The sequence below is a fragment of the Dyadobacter sp. CY351 genome (assembly GCF_021502625.1).
GTDB lineage: Bacteria > Bacteroidota > Bacteroidia > Cytophagales > Spirosomataceae > Dyadobacter > Dyadobacter chenhuakuii.
Genome location: NZ_JAKFFU010000009.1, coordinates 75715 through 96030 on the forward strand (window position 1 = coordinate 75715; position 20316 = coordinate 96030).

The 20316-nt window shown below is 45.7% G+C and carries 17 protein-coding genes; 7 read left to right on the plus strand and 10 right to left on the minus strand.

Annotated elements, in window-relative coordinates; translation table 11 throughout:
- Positions 1-22: 22 nt before the first annotated feature.
- The 5 genes from L0660_RS17415 to L0660_RS17435 form a co-directional block, all read right to left on the minus strand.
- Complete coding sequence (locus L0660_RS17415) at positions 23-574, minus strand: alpha/beta hydrolase (RefSeq protein ID WP_235160535.1); 552 nt, start codon at positions 572-574, stop codon at positions 23-25.
- Positions 575-598: 24 nt separating this feature from the next.
- Complete coding sequence (locus L0660_RS17420; RefSeq protein WP_235160536.1) at positions 599-1684, minus strand: formylglycine-generating enzyme family protein; 1086 nt, start codon at positions 1682-1684, stop codon at positions 599-601.
- 8 nt (positions 1685-1692) lie between these two features.
- Entirely contained in the window at positions 1693-3147 is a 1455-nt protein-coding gene (locus L0660_RS17425) for an NAD(P)/FAD-dependent oxidoreductase (protein ID WP_235160537.1), read from the minus strand.
- 10 nt (positions 3148-3157) lie between these two features.
- On the minus strand, positions 3158-4651 hold the full coding sequence (locus L0660_RS17430) for a sulfatase (protein WP_409013425.1): 1494 nt from the start codon (positions 4649-4651) through the stop codon (positions 3158-3160).
- Positions 4652-4927: 276 nt separating this feature from the next.
- Entirely contained in the window at positions 4928-5491 is a 564-nt protein-coding gene (locus L0660_RS17435; protein ID WP_235160539.1) for a DUF4142 domain-containing protein, read from the minus strand.
- A 183-nt stretch (positions 5492-5674) separates the two neighbouring features.
- Between L0660_RS17435 and L0660_RS17440 the strand changes: the two genes are divergently transcribed.
- From L0660_RS17440 to L0660_RS17460, 5 genes are all read left to right on the plus strand, one after another.
- Positions 5675-6292, plus strand: a complete 618-nt coding sequence (locus L0660_RS17440) for a biliverdin-producing heme oxygenase (RefSeq protein ID WP_235160540.1) — start codon at positions 5675-5677, stop codon at positions 6290-6292.
- Positions 6293-6294: 2 nt separating this feature from the next.
- The gene (locus L0660_RS17445; RefSeq protein ID WP_235160541.1) at positions 6295-8577 is read left to right on the plus strand and encodes an ATP-binding protein; all 2283 of its coding nucleotides are present in this window, start codon (positions 6295-6297) and stop codon (positions 8575-8577) included.
- Between the two features lie 116 nt (positions 8578-8693).
- The gene (locus L0660_RS17450; RefSeq protein ID WP_235160542.1) at positions 8694-9794 is read left to right on the plus strand and encodes a DNA topoisomerase IB; all 1101 of its coding nucleotides are present in this window, start codon (positions 8694-8696) and stop codon (positions 9792-9794) included.
- 26 nt (positions 9795-9820) lie between these two features.
- Positions 9821-10789 (plus strand): lipid A deacylase LpxR family protein, encoded by a 969-nt coding sequence (locus L0660_RS17455; RefSeq protein WP_235160543.1) that lies wholly within the window; start codon positions 9821-9823, stop codon positions 10787-10789.
- 153 nt (positions 10790-10942) lie between these two features.
- Complete coding sequence (locus L0660_RS17460; RefSeq protein WP_233797525.1) at positions 10943-11410, plus strand: PA2169 family four-helix-bundle protein; 468 nt, start codon at positions 10943-10945, stop codon at positions 11408-11410.
- An 85-nt stretch (positions 11411-11495) separates the two neighbouring features.
- On the opposite strand, the gene L0660_RS17465 is transcribed toward L0660_RS17460, so the two are convergent.
- From L0660_RS17465 to L0660_RS17485, 5 genes are all read right to left on the minus strand, one after another.
- Positions 11496-12146, minus strand: coding sequence for an outer membrane lipoprotein carrier protein LolA (locus tag L0660_RS17465; protein WP_310589154.1), 651 nt, complete (start codon positions 12144-12146; stop codon positions 11496-11498).
- Between the two features lie 95 nt (positions 12147-12241).
- On the minus strand, positions 12242-14773 hold the full coding sequence (locus L0660_RS17470; RefSeq protein ID WP_255712380.1) for a DNA translocase FtsK: 2532 nt from the start codon (positions 14771-14773) through the stop codon (positions 12242-12244).
- 34 nt (positions 14774-14807) lie between these two features.
- Positions 14808-15839: a quinone-dependent dihydroorotate dehydrogenase gene (locus L0660_RS17475; protein ID WP_235160545.1), complete on the minus strand. Its 1032-nt coding sequence runs from the start codon at positions 15837-15839 to the stop codon at positions 14808-14810.
- A 64-nt stretch (positions 15840-15903) separates the two neighbouring features.
- Complete coding sequence (locus tag L0660_RS17480; protein ID WP_235160546.1) at positions 15904-16392, minus strand: DUF6036 family nucleotidyltransferase; 489 nt, start codon at positions 16390-16392, stop codon at positions 15904-15906.
- Positions 16383-16586, minus strand: a complete 204-nt coding sequence (locus L0660_RS17485; protein ID WP_233797528.1) for a hypothetical protein — start codon at positions 16584-16586, stop codon at positions 16383-16385. The genes L0660_RS17480 and L0660_RS17485 overlap by 10 nt, the downstream gene beginning before the upstream one ends.
- Positions 16587-16878: 292 nt before the next feature.
- Here L0660_RS17485 and L0660_RS17490 point away from each other — a divergent pair, with 292 nt between their 5' ends.
- Both L0660_RS17490 and L0660_RS17495 read left to right on the plus strand, forming a co-directional pair.
- Entirely contained in the window at positions 16879-19308 is a 2430-nt protein-coding gene (locus tag L0660_RS17490) for a TonB-dependent receptor domain-containing protein (protein ID WP_235160547.1), read from the plus strand.
- Positions 19309-19591: 283 nt separating this feature from the next.
- Positions 19592-20305 carry a hypothetical protein gene (locus L0660_RS17495; RefSeq protein WP_235160548.1) on the plus strand — a complete coding sequence of 238 codons (714 nt, stop codon included), beginning with the start codon at positions 19592-19594 and terminating at the stop codon, positions 20303-20305.
- The last annotated feature ends 11 nt before the right edge of the window (positions 20306-20316 follow it).

Below are 20316 nucleotides of genomic sequence, written 5' to 3' on the forward strand. Positions count from 1 at the left end.
GATAAGAAGATAAAATAAAAATTTATTCAGCAAGTTTAACACCGCTCAGGCTTTCCAGAATTGCCTTACCCTCTTTCCAATCTTCCAGACCTGAAACCGCATTGATATGTCCTTCTTTTCCAATATTGATAAATTCGCTGCCCCAGTTATCCGCAAATTGCTTTGATCTGCCTATGGTTGCGTATATATCATTAGTGCTCGCTACTACGACCGTTTTAAATGCAAAAGGTTTAACGGGGATCGGTGTAAATCGCACAACAAAGTTCAAACGCTTGGACATTTCAGCGTCGGCAGGTGCAACGAGCAGCGCTCCTTCAATGTGAGCCGAACTGTGCTGCTGCGCCCAGTGTGCAATGGTAATGCATCCCAAACTATGGCCTACGAGGACGGTAGGGCCTGTTAGTTCACTGATTTGTTTATCCAATTGTTTCACCCAATCCTCTTTTACCGGCCAGTCCCAGTTTTCCTGCTGCACGCGGCTGAACTGTTGCGGATGTTGCTGTTCCCAGATAGTTTGCCAATGCTGCGGACCCGAGCTGGCCAAACCAGGAACGGTTAGAAAATGCATACTCATGCTGCTGAATCTTGACTGAAAAACTTAAATTTTATCCTTCACACAGCGAAACCCCAGGTTGTTGCTGCCACTGGTGACCTCGCCTTTACCACGGCTGCCGGCTTTGTAACGAATGCAATAATCATCGCTGCAAAGAAAAGAACCGCCGCGCTGCACGCGCTTTACCGCACCCGGCTCCTCGGGATCGTAACTATCCGAAGGGCCTTTGGGGTTATCCTTGGGGCTTTTCTGATAGTAATCGGGTCGGTATAGATCTTCGCACCATTCCCACACATTGCCATCCATGTCGTACAAACCGTAAGGATTGGCGGGGAATGTCTGCACGGGCGCGGCTGCTATGAAACCATCTTCTTTGGTGTTTTTGTCCGGAAAACTTCCCTGGTAAATGTTCGCCACCCATTTGTTTCCGGGTTTCAGTTCGTCGCCCCAGTAATAGGTGTGGTTCCCTTTGCCGCCTTGTGCTGCAAATTCCCATTCTGCCTCGGTAGGAAGCCGTTTACCAGCCCATTTGGCATAGGCGGCAGCGTCTTCGTAGGAGACGTGCGTAACGGGATAATTCTCGCGGCCTTTGATCGAGGATGATTGGCCTTCGGGATGCGCCCAGTTGGCTCCGGGCACGTAATTCCACCATTGCAGGGGGTTATCCAGGGAAACTGCTGTTTTTGTTGGTGTAAAAACGGCGGAGCCCGGAACAAGTTTATCCACCGGGACGCCTGGATAATCCGCTGGATTTAAAGGCCTTTCCGCCACTGTTTTATAATTGGTTGCCTTTACAAAAGCCGCATATTCTGCATTGGTAACCTCATGTTTGTCTATATAAAAACCATTAACAGTAACTTCGTGCATAGGTCTGGAATCGGGAAACTCGTCGGCTCCCATCAGAAATTTACCGCCGTTTATCCATACCATTTCGGCTGTATCTCCTTTTCCCTCAGCAATGTAGCTTGCATTTCTGATCGCCGATGCCCTGGATGGGATCCCATCAGCGATGCAATGCGCGAGGCTGTCTGCTTTCCTTTCTTCCGCAGTCTGCTTTTTATCGCAGCCGGTTATGGAAAGGATTATTATTCCAATAAAAAAACCAATATAAATGGTCTGCAAAAAATTCATATTCCGATTTATTTTACGCGCTCTGTTGAAATGTCATCGATCTTGAAAACATCTTTCAATGCCTGTATGGCTGCATGATGCCCGCACATGCCATGCACGCCACCGCCCGGCGGTGTGGATGATGAACATAAGTAAACGCCCTCAGCGGAAGTGCGATATGGAGAAACCTGTAAAGTAGGCCGTGAATATAACTGCAAAATATCCTGGACGCCTCCGTTAATGTCCCCACCAATGTAGTTGGGATTATAGGCCTCCATTTGTGCGGTGTTCATCGTATGCTTTTCTATGATCGTATCCCGAAAGCCAGGTGCAAAACGCTCTACCTGATCTTCTATAATGGTTGTCATATCCTTATCCGAGCCGTTGGGAACGTGACAATAAGCCCAGGCCGCCTGCTTACCTGCCGGAACGCGTCCCGGATCAAAAAGGCTTTGCTGCGCCAGCAAGACGAACGGTTTATCAACATGCTTCCCTCGGTCCATGCTTTTCTCACCATGCGCAATTTCTTCAAATGTATTGCCCAAATGCACCGTACCGGCTTTTCTGCAAGCGTCGGCTGTAAAAGGGATAGGCTCGTGCAATGCCCAGTCTATTTTAAATACACCCATCCCATGACGATACTTTTCCAACCGTTTGCGATAGGAAGGGCTCAGTCTGTTTCCAGCAATTTTTAAAAGTTGCCTGGGCGTAATGTCCAGCAAAATTGCTTTGGCGTCTGGCAGCTCGTCCAGCAATTTTACTTCAAAACCCGTTTGAATCTGCCCGCCTATGGACAAAAAGTAACCGGCCAGCGCATCCGCGATTGACTGGCTTCCGCCCTTGGGAATTGGCCAGCCTGCCAGGTGCGCACCAGCCATCAACATGATCCCAAAAGCAGATGTGGCTATGTTCTGCAAAGGTTGTATGGCGTGAGCCGCCATGCCTGCCCACAATCCTCTCGCCTCTTTTGTCTTGAAAAGTTTACGTGTCCAGGTTGCGGGCGGAAGCGCCTTAAACCCGAACATGGCCAGGTCGATCGGATGCTTTGGCCATTTCAGCGGTCCGAGCAGATCGGGAAGTAAACCCGGTAACTCGGCCACTAAGGGCTGCATGAAGTCGAGATACGCTTTTTTGTCAATCCCTAACCCTTCCGCAGTTTCCATGACCGACTGGTGCAAAACGGCTGCTTTTCCGTCATCAAACGGATGTGCCGCCGCGAACTCCGGCTGGATCATTTCCACACCAAAATCTTTCAGGGGCAGTTTCTTGAAAAAAGGCGACAGGACGGCCGTAGGATGCACCGCGGAACAAATGTCATGTACAAAACCGGGAAGTGTCAGCTCAGCCGACCGCATGCCGCCGCCAATGGTTGGCTTGGCTTCAACGAGCAAAACAGACAGCCCCGCTTCCTGTAATGTGATAGCCGCCGCCAGCCCATTCGGACCGGCCCCTACCACTATCGCATCGTATCCTTGCTTGTACACAATCTTTTAATTAAATGTTTTTGCTTCCGGCTAATATTTTCAGCGCTTCTTCGTCCTTGTATTCTTTCATGAGCGCTTTCAGCTTTTCTTTCAGATCGGCGGTGATCTTTTCAGTGCCTGGCTTTCCGTAAATATTGGAACCTTCTGTGGGATCTTTTTCCAGATCAAACAATTCCCATGAATCCGCTCCGCCGTAGAAATAGGCCATTTTGTACCGGCTTGTACGCAGCCCGAAATGCGGGAAAACATGGTGCGGCTCGGGGAATTCGTAATAATGGTAATATGCTTCTTTCCGCCAGGGCGCTTTTGCATTGGGTTCGTCTTTTAATAATGGTAAAAACGATTTCCCCTGAATGTCAGACGGGATTTTTGCACCGGCAATGTTCAGCACTGTCGGGGCCCAGTCTACATTTACGATCAGATCTTCTACTTTTTTGCCCGGCTTGATCACACCCGGATAACGAATCACAAAAGGCGTTTTAAGCGATTCCTCATAAATGAAACGCTTGTCAAACCAGCCGTGCTCACCCAGATAAAAACCCTGATCGGAAGCATAAATGACAACCGTGTTTTTTGCCAGGCCTGATTTATCCAGGTAATCCAGCAGCTTTCCAATGTTCCTGTCCAGCGAATTGGCCACTGAGAAATAGTCCCTCAGGTAACGCTGATATTTCCACTCGGTTAATGCTTTACCCGTCAGCTTTTTGTCGGTTACTTCCTTTCCGACTTTATCATAATATGCTTTGAAAACCTTTTTTTGTTCGGGCGTGAAGCGATTGTATGCATAATCATTCTCATAATCCACATCTACTTTCAGGTCCTGCTTCAACCGCATCGTCTTTTCAATGCTCATATCCTGCTGCATCGCTGCCGTCCGGCCTTTGTAATCGTCATAAAAATTAGCTGGAAGAGGGAATGTGACATTGTCGTACGCGCCCAGGTCCTGCAAGTCCGGAAGCCATTCCCGGTGTGTAGCTTTGTGCCCCACGATCAGGAAAAATGGTTTGGCATTTTCCCGTTTTTCGAGCCAGTCAACGGAAAATTTCGTGATTAGGTCCGAGACATAGCCGTTATAACGCGTCGTATCATTAGGCTGTCCGATAAAATCGGGGTTGTAGTAATTCCCCTGATCCGGCAGCACATTCCAATAATCAAATCCGGCCGGAAGACTGTTTAAATGCATTTTTCCGATCCAGGCCGTCTGGTAACCGCTTTGCTGGAGGGTTTTTGACAGTAAAGTCTGGTTTGTATCGAACCTGGTCCGGTCATTCCTTTTATAGCCGTTCGTATGGCTATATTTTCCGGTTAGTAATGTGGCACGACTCGGCCCGCAGATCGAATTTGTTACAATGTTGTTGGTTAACAATGCTCCTTCTCGTGCTATGCGGTCAATGTTAGGCGTTTTGACCAGCTTATTCCCGTAGGCGCCAATGCCCTGGTATGCGTGATCATCGGAAAAGATAAATATAATGTTGGGACGGCCCGCTGTTTGAGCATTAGCCATTTCGCCCGCGCAGAGGATGGCAAGCAGAGATAACAGGTTTAGGAAAAGAGAAAAAGTCTTACGCATTTTCTAATACTCTATTAATTTGGTAGACAAAATAAGCTGATGCAAAAGGAATTAACAAATGTTTCTTTCCAATGCCGTAAATGAAAACTGTAAAAACGCCATCCTTGGTCACAAATTCAGTATTTCTTTTGATTATTCAATGGTTTGGAAACAAAAAAGCCGGAAACCCAATACGGGTTCCCGGCTCCTCAAACTATACTCAAACGGATATTATTTCATCTTATCCTTGATGCCTTGTGCCATTTCCAAATGGTGTTTCAATGTTGGCACTTTGCCAGCTGCCCAGGCCTTCACCTCTGCATCTTTGGCATCGCTTGCTGCTTCTTCAAACTCGCTGATATCCTCCTTGTGGTCATCCACCATGAAGGAAATGTAGTCTTTATCGAATTCAGCGCCTTTTTTCTTCGACAACTCATCTATTTTTTTCTGCTTGTCGTCGCTTACCGACATTGGCAAGGTAATGTTTTTTTGCTGAGCAAGGGCTTTCAACTCTTCATTGGCTTTTCCATGCTCGGTAGCCATATCCTTACCAAATTTTTTCACGTCTGCGCTAGCTGCATTGGTTTGGGCCAATTCGCCCAGCTGTACTTCCAGCATACCACCGTCAGCAGCAGCAACTGCGAATTCTGAATCATCTTCCAGCTTTGTGTCGTCAAGTTTTGCGTCATTTTGCTCTTCAGCAACTTCTTTACTATCCTCAGCCTTATTTGAGTTACATGCAGAAAATGTTGCCAATGCTGCAAACATCATCCCGCTTAATATTATCTTTTTCATAATTCGTTTCATTTTTTTGTGACAATGTACATAAATGTTAAAATACTGTGCCAACCGCAACCGGATAGGGAGATTTTATTCGTTTGCAAAAGTTTATATATTTTTGTAACCCGGAAAGACTTTTGCCTGGATGGAACAATTTTTGACTATTATTAAGCTTTATAAGAATTTCTATTTCCGTTTATGAATGAAGTGCCTAGTTTTCATTCCGATCAGGAGTCTTTTATTCAAAGTCTGAGAAAACAAACTGCGGTCAGCCACCAAAAATTAGAAGAGAATCATTTATCCAAAATGATTCTTGCTGAAAAGGTCAGCCTTACGGATTATCAAAATTATTTGTCTGCCATGTATGGGGTTACCGTGGGCTGCGAAGACTTTGTATTTACGCAGATCAAAGACATTTTCCCCGATCTGGATGCGCGCAGACGGTCACACCTCATAATACAGGACTTGCAGGCTACGGGTTTTTCCCAATCACAAATAGAAGCATTGCCCGTTTACAGGTTCTCTTTTTCTTCTGTGGCTGAAAACGCAGGCGCTATGTATGTGCTTGAAGGCTCGACATTAGGAGGCCGAATGTTATACAAACACATCCACAAAACGCTTGGCCTGACCCCTGAAAACGGATGCTCCTACTTCTGGGGATACGGAGACCAAACCGGCACAATGTGGAAATCTTTCATCTCAACATTTACCCGATTCGCACAAGAGACGGGGCAAAGTGCGGAAATTATACAAGGAGCTGAAAACACATTTAAAATCATAGACAATTGGCTTGACGAAGCAGTAATTGAAAAGTAAGAATGAACATCAAAGACATCGTGAACCGCGATCTTGTCAATTTGACAAACTGCGAAAGTGAACCCATCCATATACCAGGAAGCATTCAACCGCACGGCTTTATGCTGGGCGTCAATAGCCAAACATATCTGATTGATTTTTGCAGCGAAAACAGTGGATCTTATATCGAGCTGGCCCCGCAGGCGATTTTGGGCAAGACATTGTCAGACATTTTCCCTGCACAGGAAGCCGAGGATTTCAAGAACTATGCTTCCAAAGCCATAGATTCGGCAAAACCATTCGTTTTTTCCTTTAACGAAGTGCCGTATAACACCACTGTTCATAAGAGCAATGAAACGCTTGTCCTTGAATTAGAGCCGTTTCCGGACGGGACGATTAATTTACCAAACCTTTACAATCAAACACGGACTTTCGTGTCGATTATGGAAAAGACGAGCTATCTGCACGATCTTTGCCAGGAAATAGCCGCCGAAACACGTGCTATCACGGGATACGATCGCGTGATGATTTATAAGTTCGATTCTGAATATAACGGTGATGTGATCGCGGAAAGCAAACGGGAGGATCTCGTTTCTTTTGCAGGACAAAAATATCCGCATACCGACATTCCCGTACAGGCAAGGGAGCTTTATATCCGTAATCCATTGCGGATGATCGCCGATATCAATTACAAACCCGTCCCCATCCTGACCCTGGACGATGCAAGCGAAAAGACCAATAAATCGTTGGATCTGAGCCTATCTATCCTGAGAAGCGTTTCCCCTATACACATTGAATATCTGAAAAACATGGGCGTCGGCGCGACGTTGACCATTTCCCTGTTACAAAACCAGAAACTTTGGGGGTTAGTAGCTTGCCATCATTATTCAGCCAAGACATTACCACATTATACAAGGCTTTCTGCATTGCTGCAGGGGCATTTTCTTACTTCACAAATCTCGGTGAGAGAAGTCGCCGAAGAATTCGAAGTAACACAGAATGTGGACAGATCGCTGACAGAAATGCTCGCCAACCTGCACGAGAACAACCAGTTTTTTGAAGAATATCATAGTTCGGATGAGCTGCTAAAACTCGCTAATGCATCGGGTGCTGCTATTTTTTATAATAATAAACTGTATAAAAACGGCATTACGCCCGTAGATGAGCAGCTGGTTAAACTGTTCCATTTTCTTGCCGACAACTACAAATCCCAGGGCCTGGCAACCCACAGCCTGAGCGACCAATATCCGGATGCCCATGCCATTTCGCAACAAGCGGCCGGGGTCGTATATCATGCATTGCCAGGACACGCCGATGGCATTATCTGGATGCGGCAGGAGAAAGTTGAAACCATCAACTGGGCTGGAAACCCGGATAAGGCGGTGCTGCCTAACGAGGAAGGATTGCGCCTTTCGCCCCGGAAGTCTTTTGAACGCTGGATGGAAGTTGTGAAAAATCAGAGTGCGCCATGGCGTAAATCGGAGCTCCATGCGGCTTCGGGATTTGCCTATGCATTACAAAAGCACATTAATTACCGCGTAATCCAAACCCAGGAGGATGCGAACCGTGCGCTGAACGAAGAACTGAAAACGGCTAACCAGGAACTGGCTAACCTCAACTGGATCAGCACGCACGATTTAAAGGAACCACTCAGAAAAATCCAGATATTTGCCTCGAAGGTGCTTGACCGGGAAGATCCGGATCTGTCTGCACAAGTGAAAGATTCGGTTGAGCGCATGCGTATCGCGGCCGAGAAAATGCAGAATCTGATCGAAGATATCCTCGCCTACTCCAAGGCTGGTAACTCGGAGAAGGTTTTTGAAGAAATTGACTTAAATGCTGTCCTCAACAACGTGCTGCGGGAACTGCGCGAAAACATTGAGGAGCGTAATGCATCGATTGAGACACAAGAATTGCCCACATTAAAGGTGATCCCGTTTCAAATCCACCAGCTCTTCCTGAACCTGATCAGTAATGCGATCAAATTTACGGAAAGCGGCAAAAACCCGGAGATCAGCGTTAAACTGAGTGTTGTTAAAGGCAGCGATATTAACGACATCATTTCCCCGCAAAAAGACTTTTACAGCATTGCATTTGAAGATAACGGAATCGGTTTTGAAAAGGAATATGAGCACCGGATCTTCGATGTTTTCCAAAGGCTTCATCCCGCACATAAATATCCGGGAACGGGCATTGGTCTGGCCATTTGCAAGAAGATTGCCGAAAACCACAAAGGGTTTATTACCGCGAATTCAGAGCTGGGTAAAGGTTCGGTGTTTACACTTTTCCTGCCCGTAACCCGCTAAGTTTTGAATGAAATATTTCAAATGAGTATAATGTTCCTCATTGTAAACTGAAAATCGGCTCCGTTCAGACTGGTATTACTTTAATATAATCGGACACACAGTCTAAAGTACACTATATGTCGGTAGCCGTAGCAGTTGGGACGTTGACGGAAGCTCCCGTCATCACTGCAAAACAAATTAAAAAATTAAGAAAAGATCCTGCCCTTACAGCCGCTGCGGCAGGGTTAAATTATATTCAGTCTGGCAATGCGCCCGGTTTTCTGCGAAAAGGGAAATCCCCGCGTTTTTATTATGTAGATAAAAACGGTAACAGGGCAAAGGACAAAGAACAGATCAAAAGGATCAAATCGCTGGTGTTGCCACCGGCATGGCGGGAAGCGTGGATCAGTGAAGACCCGGAAGCGCATCTTCAGGCGACGGGCATTGATGAAGCTGGCCGCAAGCAATACCGCTATCATCAACACTGGAACCTGATCCGGAATCAAACCAAATACTATCGCCTGCTGACATTCTCGGAAGCACTTCCCTTGCTCAGGGAACAGGTGGAACACGATCTTCGCAAGCATAATTTTGACCTGAACAAGTCCATCGCCCTAGTCATCAAGCTTATGGACAAAACCTGTATGCGGGTGGGTAACCAGCGTTATAAATTGAAGCACGGTTCTTCGGGCATCACAACACTTGACGCGCGATGCGCAACGGTGAAAGGCAGCACAATCCGGTTTATGTTTACAGGAAAAAAAGGTGTTAAGCAAGACATTACACTGAGGGACACGCAACTGGCAAGACTGGTAAAACAATACAAGGAAATGCCCGGAAAACGGCTTTTTCAATACACCCAGGAAAATGGCGGTCGCTGCTCGCTTAATGCAGGCCAGGTGAATGACTACATTCGAAAATACACGGGTTCTAATTTCTCGGCAAAAGATTTCAGGACCTGGATGGGCACCGTCACTGCATTCGAGTATCTGAGCCATCAGGAAAAATCCGAAACCCAGCGACAGCTTACCAGGACATTAAATACTTGCCTGGACGTGGTGGCGGCACATTTGGGAAATACCCGGACGGTATGTAAAAAATATTACGTCCATCCGGCGGTTTTCCGGGCTTATGAAAACGGAAAAATCCAAAGGTTCCTTAACAAGCAGGTGGAGGAAATGAAGCTCTTCACCCCAAGTGAGCAACACGTAAAGTCTTTGCTGGCGCATCAGGTCTAAATGCACAGCGATAGCGTATATGAGGCATGATGCGATATTTCAAAATATTTATTCTTGCCTCTTTTTTTATTCCAAAACCCGGCTCAGCCCAACGCATTGATCAAACGGCCTCGTTCCGGAATGTGGCAGGCGATAAATACGTCCGGCTGCATTACGACAATGATTTCTTTGCCAAAAGCGATTATTATTACACGCAGGGTTACAGCTTGGAAGTTGTCACACCAGGTTTAAGCAAGAATCCACTCAACAAACTTTTACTTCAAAAAGGCCGGTCCACACATTATGGGCTGGCTTTTGAACATTATGGCTTCACGCCAACAAGCATTTCGAGCGATGCAATTTTATACAATGACCGCCCTTTTGCAGGAGCCATAATGCTCAAATCTTTCCGCATCTCAGTAGACACCGCCAGTAAAACGCGTCTGGTGGCTATTCTTAGTACGGGAATGATCGGGCCAGCAGCCTTTGCAGGAAAAATGCAGCAGAAAATACATTCATGGACAGGTGACCGCGATCCCAAAGGCTGGCAATATCAGATCAAAAACGATCTGGTGCTTAATTACGAGATTCAGTTTCAAAAGCAGGTATTTAATTTCAAAAACGCCGTTGCTTTGAATACGGAAACGCAAGTGCAGATCGGGACATTAAATAATAAAGCGCAGGCCGGATTCACTTTGCGACTCGGAAAATTCGACTCACCATTCAAAGACGCGCCTGTGCAATTGGCCCGGAACTTGCAATTTTACATTTACAATCAGCCATTGATCGGCTTCAATGCCTATGACGCAACATTGCAGGGCGGCTTATTCTCTACGCACAACCCCTATACATTAAAAGGTTCGCAAATCAACCGCGTGACTTTTCAGGATAATTTTGGCTTAGTAATCCAATGCTGGCGCATTTACCTTGAATACTATCAATCCTTCCTGACCAAAGAATTTCAGACTGGAATGGACCATCGCTGGGGAGGGATCAAGGTGGGCTTTTTACTCTGACTCGTGCAAAAAGGGCTACATATACGTTTTTTGATTCCCTGTCATATACAGGTTAAGCGCATTTATAGTATACACCGGATACATGGCACAGCATTTTTATGGTTCGTTTCAAATACGGAAAGATACTTATCACAAACTTAAAATAGCTTAGTTATGGAAACCAATGAAAATCTTGTTGAAGTACTGAACGACCTGATAAAAATTAACAACGACCGTATCGACGGTTACGAAAAAGCAGTTGACGAAGTTGAGGACATCGACCTTGACCTGAGAGGAATATTTCAAAAGATGGCGAACGAAAGCCGTCAGAATATAGATGAGCTGAGTGCCGAGATCAGATCGCTGGGCGGGGAAGTGGCAACAGGCACCACAAATTCAGGAAAAATATACAGAGTATGGATGGACATCAAAGCAACATTCACAGGTCATGACAGGACTTCGGTTCTTGAAAGCTGCGAATATGGCGAAGATGCTGCCCAGGAAGCATATGATGACGCATTAGCAACAGACACAGATCTGCCGGTAAATATCAGACAGATCATTGCCAACCAGAAAGCGGAGTTGCTGGAGTCACACAACCTGATCAAAAAATACAGAGATTTGCATCAGGCTGTTAACTGATAATCAGTGCACAATTTGCTTATAAATGAAAAAGGCGGCGGAATCAAATGATTCCGCCGCCTTGCTTTTTGTAGTACTGACAAACTTATCTTAAATCGACAACTTCGACTCCGGGATATTGTTTTGCATTAAATGCGAAATAGCTGTCGGCAACTGTCACGTCCGGCTTGAAATCATTCAACGTATAAGTGACTTCCTGACCGTTTTTTTGGAAAATCGTCCAGCTGCTGATAGACTTATCTGCCTTATTTACTGCGATCTGCACCTTATTCACCTGGCTTTCTTTCTTGGTAGGGGTTAATTCCACCACTTCCAGCGTTTTGGCACCTGCTTTTTGTTCTTTCAGGAAAGCATATTTAAATCCCTTTTTATATGCCGTGTAAATTTTAGTCGGATCCAGGTCGCCGGTGGCTGTCGGATCAAAATCCTGAAGATTCACTTCATTGGTTTCTTTAATGTAAGTGGCCATCAGCTTTCCATCATTGAAAATCTCCTGGCCAGCCATTTTCAACCTGAACTTTGTCCCTTTCACCGTCGCTTCCCCTTTCAGCGGCTTGCCGCCTTCCGGTGTGTAAGTGAACATTGCTTTGAAGGATTTGATCTTCTGATATTTGCTGCTCATTGCTTCCAGTATGACCGACGATTTTTTGTCTCCCTGTGCATTTGCCGATGTTGCTGACAAGCCTGAGATAACCATTGCTGCAAAGAAATAAGCGCTTATTCTGAAACTTTTCATATTAAAAGGTTTGGTTCTTAGTATGTTAAATAAAATGGTGCAAAACAGTCCTGTTACAAATTTTAGACCAATTGCAATGAGGATGGTTTAACGGGCTAGAGTAAGCCTCTCACACGAAGATGTTCTTCCAGGCCGCTCAGATCATGGAACATGACGTCGCGCGCCTTGCTTCCGGTGAACGGACCAACCACACCCAGTAATTCGAGCTGGTCCATGATCCTGCCTGCGCGGTTGTAGCCGAGCTTCATTTTGCGCTGGATCAACGACGTGCTCCCCTGCTGGTGTGTGACAATAAGCCTGGCGGCGTCTGGCAGTAATCCGTCAAAATCGTCGGGATTAAGGTCGGCTTTGCCTTCGGCTGCATCTTCGCCTTCATATTCCGGCAGTGCATAAGCATCGTCGTAGCCTCGCTGTGCGCCGATAAATTCGCAGACGTCTTCAATTTCCCTCGTATCGATAAACGGACATTGTAAACGGATCACTTCCGAGTTGATCGCCAGCAGCATATCACCCTGTCCCACGAGCTGTTCGGCGCCACCCATATCGAGAATGGTGCGGGAGTCGATGCTGGACGTTACGCGGAATGATAAACGTGCGGGGAAGTTGGCCTTAATAAGACCGGTAATAACCTTAACAGAAGGACGTTGCGTAGCAACAACCAGGTGAATTCCCACCGCACGGGCAAGCTGTGCAAGTCGGGCAATCGGCGTTTCCACCTCCTTACCAGCTGTCATCATCAAGTCGGCAAGCTCATCGATAACCAGGACAATGTAAGGCAGGAAGCGATGGCCTTTTTCAGGATTTAAACGCCTTTGAGCAAATTTTGCATTGTATTCTTTGAGGTTACGAACAGACGCTTCTTTGAGCAGATCGTAACGCGAATCCATTTCTATACATAATGAATTCAATGTAAAAATAACCTTTTTGGTATCGGTAATGATCGCTTCTTCCGCATTAGGCAGCTTTGCCAGGAAATGTCTTTCCAGCTTGTTGAATAATGTTAATTCAACCTTCTTGGGATCCACAAGCACAAATTTCAACTCGGCAGGATGCTTTTTATAAATCAGCGAAGCAAGGATCACATTCAATCCCACAGACTTTCCTTGTCCGGTTGCTCCGGCCATCAGTAAGTGAGGCATTTTCGCCAGATCGACGATATGGATGTCGTTGGAAATGGTTTTACCCAGCACAATCGGCAAATCGTAATTTGCCTTCATGAATTTGTCGCTGGACAAAACAGAACGGATAAAAACGGTTTCCCTGTTCTTGTTAGGCACTTCAATCCCAATGGTTCCCCGGCCGGGCATAGGAGCAATGATCCTGATCCCAAGCGCCGCAAGGCTCAAAGCAATGTCGCCTTCCAGGTTCTTGATTTTAGAAATCCTGACCCCGGCTTCCGGAATAATTTCATATAATGTTACAGTCGGCCCGATTGTAGCTTTAATCTTCGAAATATTGATCCCGTAACTTCCTAGCGTATCAACAATCCTCGTTTTATTACTTTCCAGCTCTTCCTGACTTACTTTTTCATGCTGGTTATCCACCGCATCATTCAGCAATCCTATGCTTGGAAACTGATAAGTCGGCAGATCGAGCATCGGATCATACTGACCAAATTCGCGTAGAACCGTCGCATTAATGTCCTCATCTTCAAACGCTTCCTCTGCCTGTCCATTGGAATGATCCGTCGTGTCTTCCACTTCAAGTTCGAGTTTCAGCGGAGCAGCCGGCGCCGGTGCCACAGGAGCGACAGGCGCAACCGGAATGACAATCGGGGCAACATTAGGAACAACCTCGACTTTTGAAACCGTTTCCAACTCAACCGTCTCTTTTACAGGCTCTTTTTCCTCAAATTCTTCATCATCATATGTATCATTGACAACGGACGTAAAAGTTCTTTCCTCAGCCACAACCTTTTCCTCCGATCCGGGTGCTACATTATTTTCTTTCGCCTCAGGCACAACGTCCGGTCTTGCATTTTTCAACTGCCAGGCTTCATAGGCTGATTTCGCATCGTAAAAGAAAACAGCGAAAACGAACATGGCGAAAATGATCGGGATAACGCTTCCCCATTTCAGCCAGTCGAAGAGCACGACGTTAATTGTGTAACCTATGCCGCCCGAAACAAAGCTTAATGTGTTTTCCTTATCGCTCATCAGCACCACATAGCCCATCATGACGCTTAGCCATAATGTAAAGAAAATCACTTCCTTAGTGGTTCGGGTCAATGATAAAAGTTCCTTTCCAAAAGCCATTTTCCAGCCTGCAATGAACGGCACAAGGGGAAGCAAAAGCGCGCCTACGCCAAACCATCTGTACACGAAAAAATGAGAGACAACTGCTCCGAGCACGCCAAAAAAGTTGCGCGTCTGGCGCCCCGCGTCGCGGATGGATTCATGGCCGAGGCCATCGATCACGCTCTGGTCCGAAAGGCCGGTGATAATGTATGAAAGGAAAGAAATTTCCATGATCAGCCCCAGCACGATGAAAAAGGTGCCCCAGGCCAAAATATTCTTTGGATTGGAAAAAATATGGTTCCAATCTAACGATATGCGAAAGCCTGGACTGGATGTTTCTTCTGTTGTTTTCGGGCGCTGAGTATTTCCCCTTAGCTTATTTACTGACATTTATCTTCAATTCTTGGGATGCGTGTATCAACTCTTATCTTCTGACCAGCGATTTGCAAATGCTTTTCACCAAACCGGGCCCTTCATAAATAAAGCCTGTGTAAAGCTGCAACAGGCTTGCCCCTGCATTTTTCTTATCGATGGCGTCCTGCGCCGAGCCGATCCCTCCTACCCCAATAACCGGAAATGCGTGATTCGACTTATCACAAATGTAACGAATTACTTCCGTCGCACGGTGTGCAAGCGGCGCTCCGCTTAACCCGCCTGGTCCTGCATTTGCAATTTCCGCCTGACTTGTGCGCAAGTCCGCACGGCTGATCGTGGTGTTGGTAGCGATAACGCCCGCGATGCCGGTTTCTTTTACAATGTCAATAATATCATCGAGCTGGCTAAACGTCAGGTCAGGTGCAATCTTTAAAAATATAGGTTTGGGATTAAATTTTTCGGTGTTCTTTTTTTGGAGCTCGCGGAGCAGCTCAGTAAGCGGCCCCTTTTCCTGCAAGTCGCGCAGCCCTGGCGTATTGGGCGAGCTTACATTAACTACAAAATAGTCTACAACATCAAACAATTGTCTGAAACAGATCAAATAATCGTCCAGCGCCTGCTCGTTCGGGGTATCTTTATTTTTTCCGATATTTCCTCCTACCAGGATCTTTGATTTGCGGTTTGCGAGCTTGGCAGCAGCAACTGCGGCACCTTTGTTATTGAAACCCATCCTGTTAATGAGCGCTTTATCTTTTTTTAGCCTGAATAATCTTGGCTTCTCATTTCCAGGCTGAGGCCGCGGCGTAACCGTTCCGATTTCAATAAAACCAAAGCCTAATGCTTCCAGCTCCTCGACCATTTCCGCGTTTTTGTCAAAACCGGCCGCTAATCCCACCGGGTTACGAAATTTCAGTCCGGCCACTTCCTGAACCAGGTCCGGGTGATCGAAAGTATAAAGTGATCTTAAAATTTGGGGTCCAAAAGGGATTTTAAAAGCGAACCGCAGCAGTTCGCAGACAAAATAATGGATGCGTTCAGCATCGAACAGGAAAAGTATAGGGGAAATAAGAATTTTATACATCCTGCAAAAATATGATCTTTCAGAAGAAGCCTCAGTCGGTTGCAGGATTTTTATTTGTTAAGACTTACTCCCGACCGGTATTAGCGTCATTCTGCAATTTCAAGAAATCATCGATCATAATCACATCTCGAATATCCTGGGGCCTTCTTGCTAAAAGTTTCACTTCCCGAAGATCGTTTAAATGCAGAAAATGAATTGTAGCCCCATGAGGACTTTCAAATTTTCTTGACCTTGCAAAAACTTCTGAAAAATCGAAGAGCCTGTGAACACTGGTCAAGATGTCAATCTGTCCTTCGAAACCAAATACTTGTGGCTGAGTAAAATCTAGTAATTCAAGTTTTGCCAACGCGCTCTCATCTAAATCCATACAACGAAAAACGGAAACGAGCCGGGCTCCATTCTCCTGGGTCGGTTTAATCCAGATATCGACATCGTTGGTAGCCCTGTTCAAACCATTAAGAAAAAGAGCAAAACCTCCAATAACCATGTATTCGAGCTTCTGCTCCTGAGCGCATTGAGTGAACTGGACAAATTCGTTGTTCTCTAAATCCATTCTGGTTTTTTAATTGTAAGTGTGCGGGGAGCTCCTTTGGGTTTGACCAATCCTAAAAACTCATCCATTTTTGTTTTATTTTCAAAAAAAGTTACAAACCGCTGTGCCGGACTCTCTTTCATACCATCAAGCATCGCCTGGAAATAAGGTTCGCTTTTATCATTATAGAAAGTGATTACTCTTTTCTTTTCCATCTGTCCTATTTGCTTGTAAACAAATATAAGGAAAAGCTTCACGCTCTTTCAAATTGGTACTTGAGTGAAAAACCAACAGAGTCAAATTACATATCTAGCCAAACGCAATTAAAATATCTCCATTCTTAATTTTTTTATAATTTTATGTAATTAATCAGATAAGGCGCGCGTTACAAATGTTCCTGCCTGGATGGACCGGTTAACTTTTCGTGAACCCGGTTTTATCCAAAACACACGCCTCGTTGACCTTTTAAATAACTTAACTCCTAATAAAAATCTAAAACCTATACCCGTGAAAAGAACTCCGTTTCTTCATTTCCTCGCTCTGTTATTAATAAATCTTCCCCTCTTTACTTCGGCTAATGTCACTGCGAATCCTATTATTGGTTCAAAAAACGTGTACGTAGACGGTGGCAAACTGGTGGGGAAAATTATCGAATCCCCGAGCAATGCGGGCGTCAGCTTTGCGACGGTTGCGCTGCTTATGTCGAAAGACTCGGCGCTGGTCGGCGGGAGCGTTGCGGATGAAAACGGCGTTTTTACAATCGCTAATGTGACACCTGGGAAATATGTTTTGCGGGTGACCAATATAGGTTACCAAACATTATTTGTCCCCAATATCAACGTTTCGGCAGAAGCTAACCTGCTCGACCTGGGTAATGTAACGATTCTGCCGGCCGCACAAAAGCTGAATGAGGTGATTGTAAAAGGGGAAAAGAGCATGATCGTGGATGACATCGACAAGAAGATCGTCAACATTGGCAAGGATATGCTGGCAACCAGCAACAATGTAAGTGACCTGCTCGAAAAAGTGCCTGCGGTTTCACTGGACGAAAACGGAAATCCGCAAGTACGGGGCAAAGGAAATGTGGTGGTGCTGATCGACGGCAAACCTTCGAACCTATATGGCAGCGACCTTCCTACCATTCTGCAATCTTTCCCGGCAAACCTCATCGAGCGCATTGACGTAATGACAACGCCATCCGCAAAATACGAGGGCGAAGGCGCATCTGGTGTTATTGATATTATTACAAAAAAGACAAAAATAAGGGGCACAAATGGCGGCTTGCGCGCAAGCCTTGGCAATAGAAACAACAATAATGCATCTGGTAACCTGAGCTATCGCCTGGGGAAACTTGGCTTAAATGCGTCATTAAGCGGACAAACCAGGAATATGACCTGGAAAAGAAACCTGAGCCGCGATAACTTCATCTCCGACAACACTTCGCATCTTGAACAAACAGGAACAGGCCGTAACAAGGGTAAAAATGCATTTGGCCGCATTGGTGTGAATTATGACTTCAATGATAAAAATTCCATGGAGCTGGGCGTGAATTACTCCCGCGACCAGAGCCGTAATAGCAGCAATTTGCTAAACGAAACAACTTTTTCGTCGGGTAATGCAGCGGAAATTTTCAAACGCCTGAACAACAGCAAAGGAAATGGCGAAAATTTGAATTTCAGTTTCGATTACCGCAAGAAGTTCGATGAAAAGGATCATCAGCTGACATTCACAACCAGCTATTCGCTGGGAGAATCGGACGGGGAATCGTATTACAATCAGGAAAGTGATATCGATAGTTTAATGCGTAATCAGCAGAACCTTCGTGACAACAAACGTCATTCATTGTTCCTGAACTCGGATTACACCTGGCCAATTACCAAAAAGGCAACATTGGAAGTGGGTTTGCGGTCGAGGATGAGCGCGAATGACAACACCAATTCCTTTTACAATATGTCAAAGGAAACGGGAAGCTTCGTTTTTGATCCCAACATCAGCAATGTGTTTGGCTACAAAGACGCGACTTACACAGGTTTTATGACCTTTTCACAAAAAACGGATCTTTGGGGCATGCGCGCCGGACTGCGGGTGACGGATTACAACCAGGATATCAACCAAATCAGCATTAACCGTGCATTCAGCGTCCATTTCCTGACACTTGTACCAAGTCTCGCACTAACAAGAAAGCTTGGCGAGTCGGCGCAGTTGAAGCTGAATTACAGCCGTCGCGTACAGCGCCCGGAAGCGGATTGGCTTAATCCTTACACGGACGTTTCGGATCCAAGAAACATTCAATCTGGTAACCCTGCGTTGAAACCTGAGTTTACGCATAAAGCAGAGATGGGTTATTCCAATTACGAAGCAACTGGCGGCTGGGGACCTTCGCTGTTCATGGATTATTCCAACAATGCGATCACCCGCATCAGGACCATTGACGAGACCGGCATTTCTCTGACGCAATTTGCCAATGTAGGCCGCGAGCTTTCTTACGGGCTGGAAACTGATTTTTCTCAAACCATTTTTGAAATCCTGAAAATCAATGGCAGCGGCAGGATATACCGCAGCGAAGTCGTTTCCCAGGTCGCGCAAATTGACAACAGAACTTGGAGTTACTCGGGCAACCTGAACGCATTCGTGACGCTTCCGGCAGATTTCCGCGCATCGGCTTACATTAATTATGAAGGACCACGAGCAATTGCGCAAGGAACGCGTGAAGGTGTATTTGTCGCCAACATGGGTATTCGCAAGGAGCTTTTGGAAAAAAAGGCAACAATTTCATTTAATGTACAGGACATATTTTTGTCAAGAGCTTACAAAAGCCAGCTTAACACCGCCACGTATTCACAAAACTCGCTCTGGCAGCAAACCAACCGCCTCGTTAACCTGACTTTCCAATACAGGTTTGGTAAAATTTCTGCAAACGGAGGCGATGACGCCTGATTAACATGATAACCAGATAGCAAAAAGGGAAGAGCGGGCAACTCTTCCCTTTTTGCATTTTATGCCTGAGTTGTTAGATGAAATGGTTATTCTCTCAACAAATGACATTGATCCGTTGTAATTGCTGAGAATGGAATGGTTTTTGCAAATAACCCGGTGCAGTAGTGAAATAAATTCCTTTAATTAAACCCCGGACGCTTTACCTGATCTAACATAACGAAAAGCATATTGTTTTTCCCAAGTCGGACTTGTGACACGTTATTCATATAAAACAAACATTGACATGAAAAAATCATTGAACATGCTATCTGCACTGCTGCTGATCTCCTTCCTATCCTTTGGACAGCAGGTGCCCGCCGATTCCGTTTTTTCCAAGTTTTATAAAGCCACCGGTGGGAAAGCCCTGTGGGACGGTGTCAAGACATTGAATCTGAAAAGAAGCTACACTGCAGCCTCAGCGGCTCCCTATGATGCGAATGTGACAGTTTCTATTCCGGACCAGTCTATCAGCAAATCAAAAACCATCATGAAACGCAGCTTCGTTTATACTGTAAAGGGGAATGAAGGCTGGATCAAGGTGCCGATCGGACAAAGAACGGATGTAAAAGACCTTAGCCAGGCGGAACAGCAAAACATGCGCTGGGAAATGTATGAACTGCTTGCGCCATTTGTAGATTATAAAAACAGAGGCCTGATCGCCACAACTGTGGGCATTGAAACATTGAACAGCATTCCGGTTACACAAGTGGAATTGCAGGGTAAAGGTGTGAAATATAATCTATATTTTGATTCGAAAACAGGGCTTTTGCAACGTGTGCGGAAAAACCTGGCGGGTGTGGAAACAACCACTGATTTGTCCAATTATGCCAAATCGGCTTACGGGATCTCTTATCCTACAAAACTGGTCGAAATCAACAGTTTAGACAAAAAGCCGGTCACTATCGTTTCATCTGCCACCATTAATGGACAGGTTAGCCCGGAATTATTTAGACGATAACCCTGGTGCTG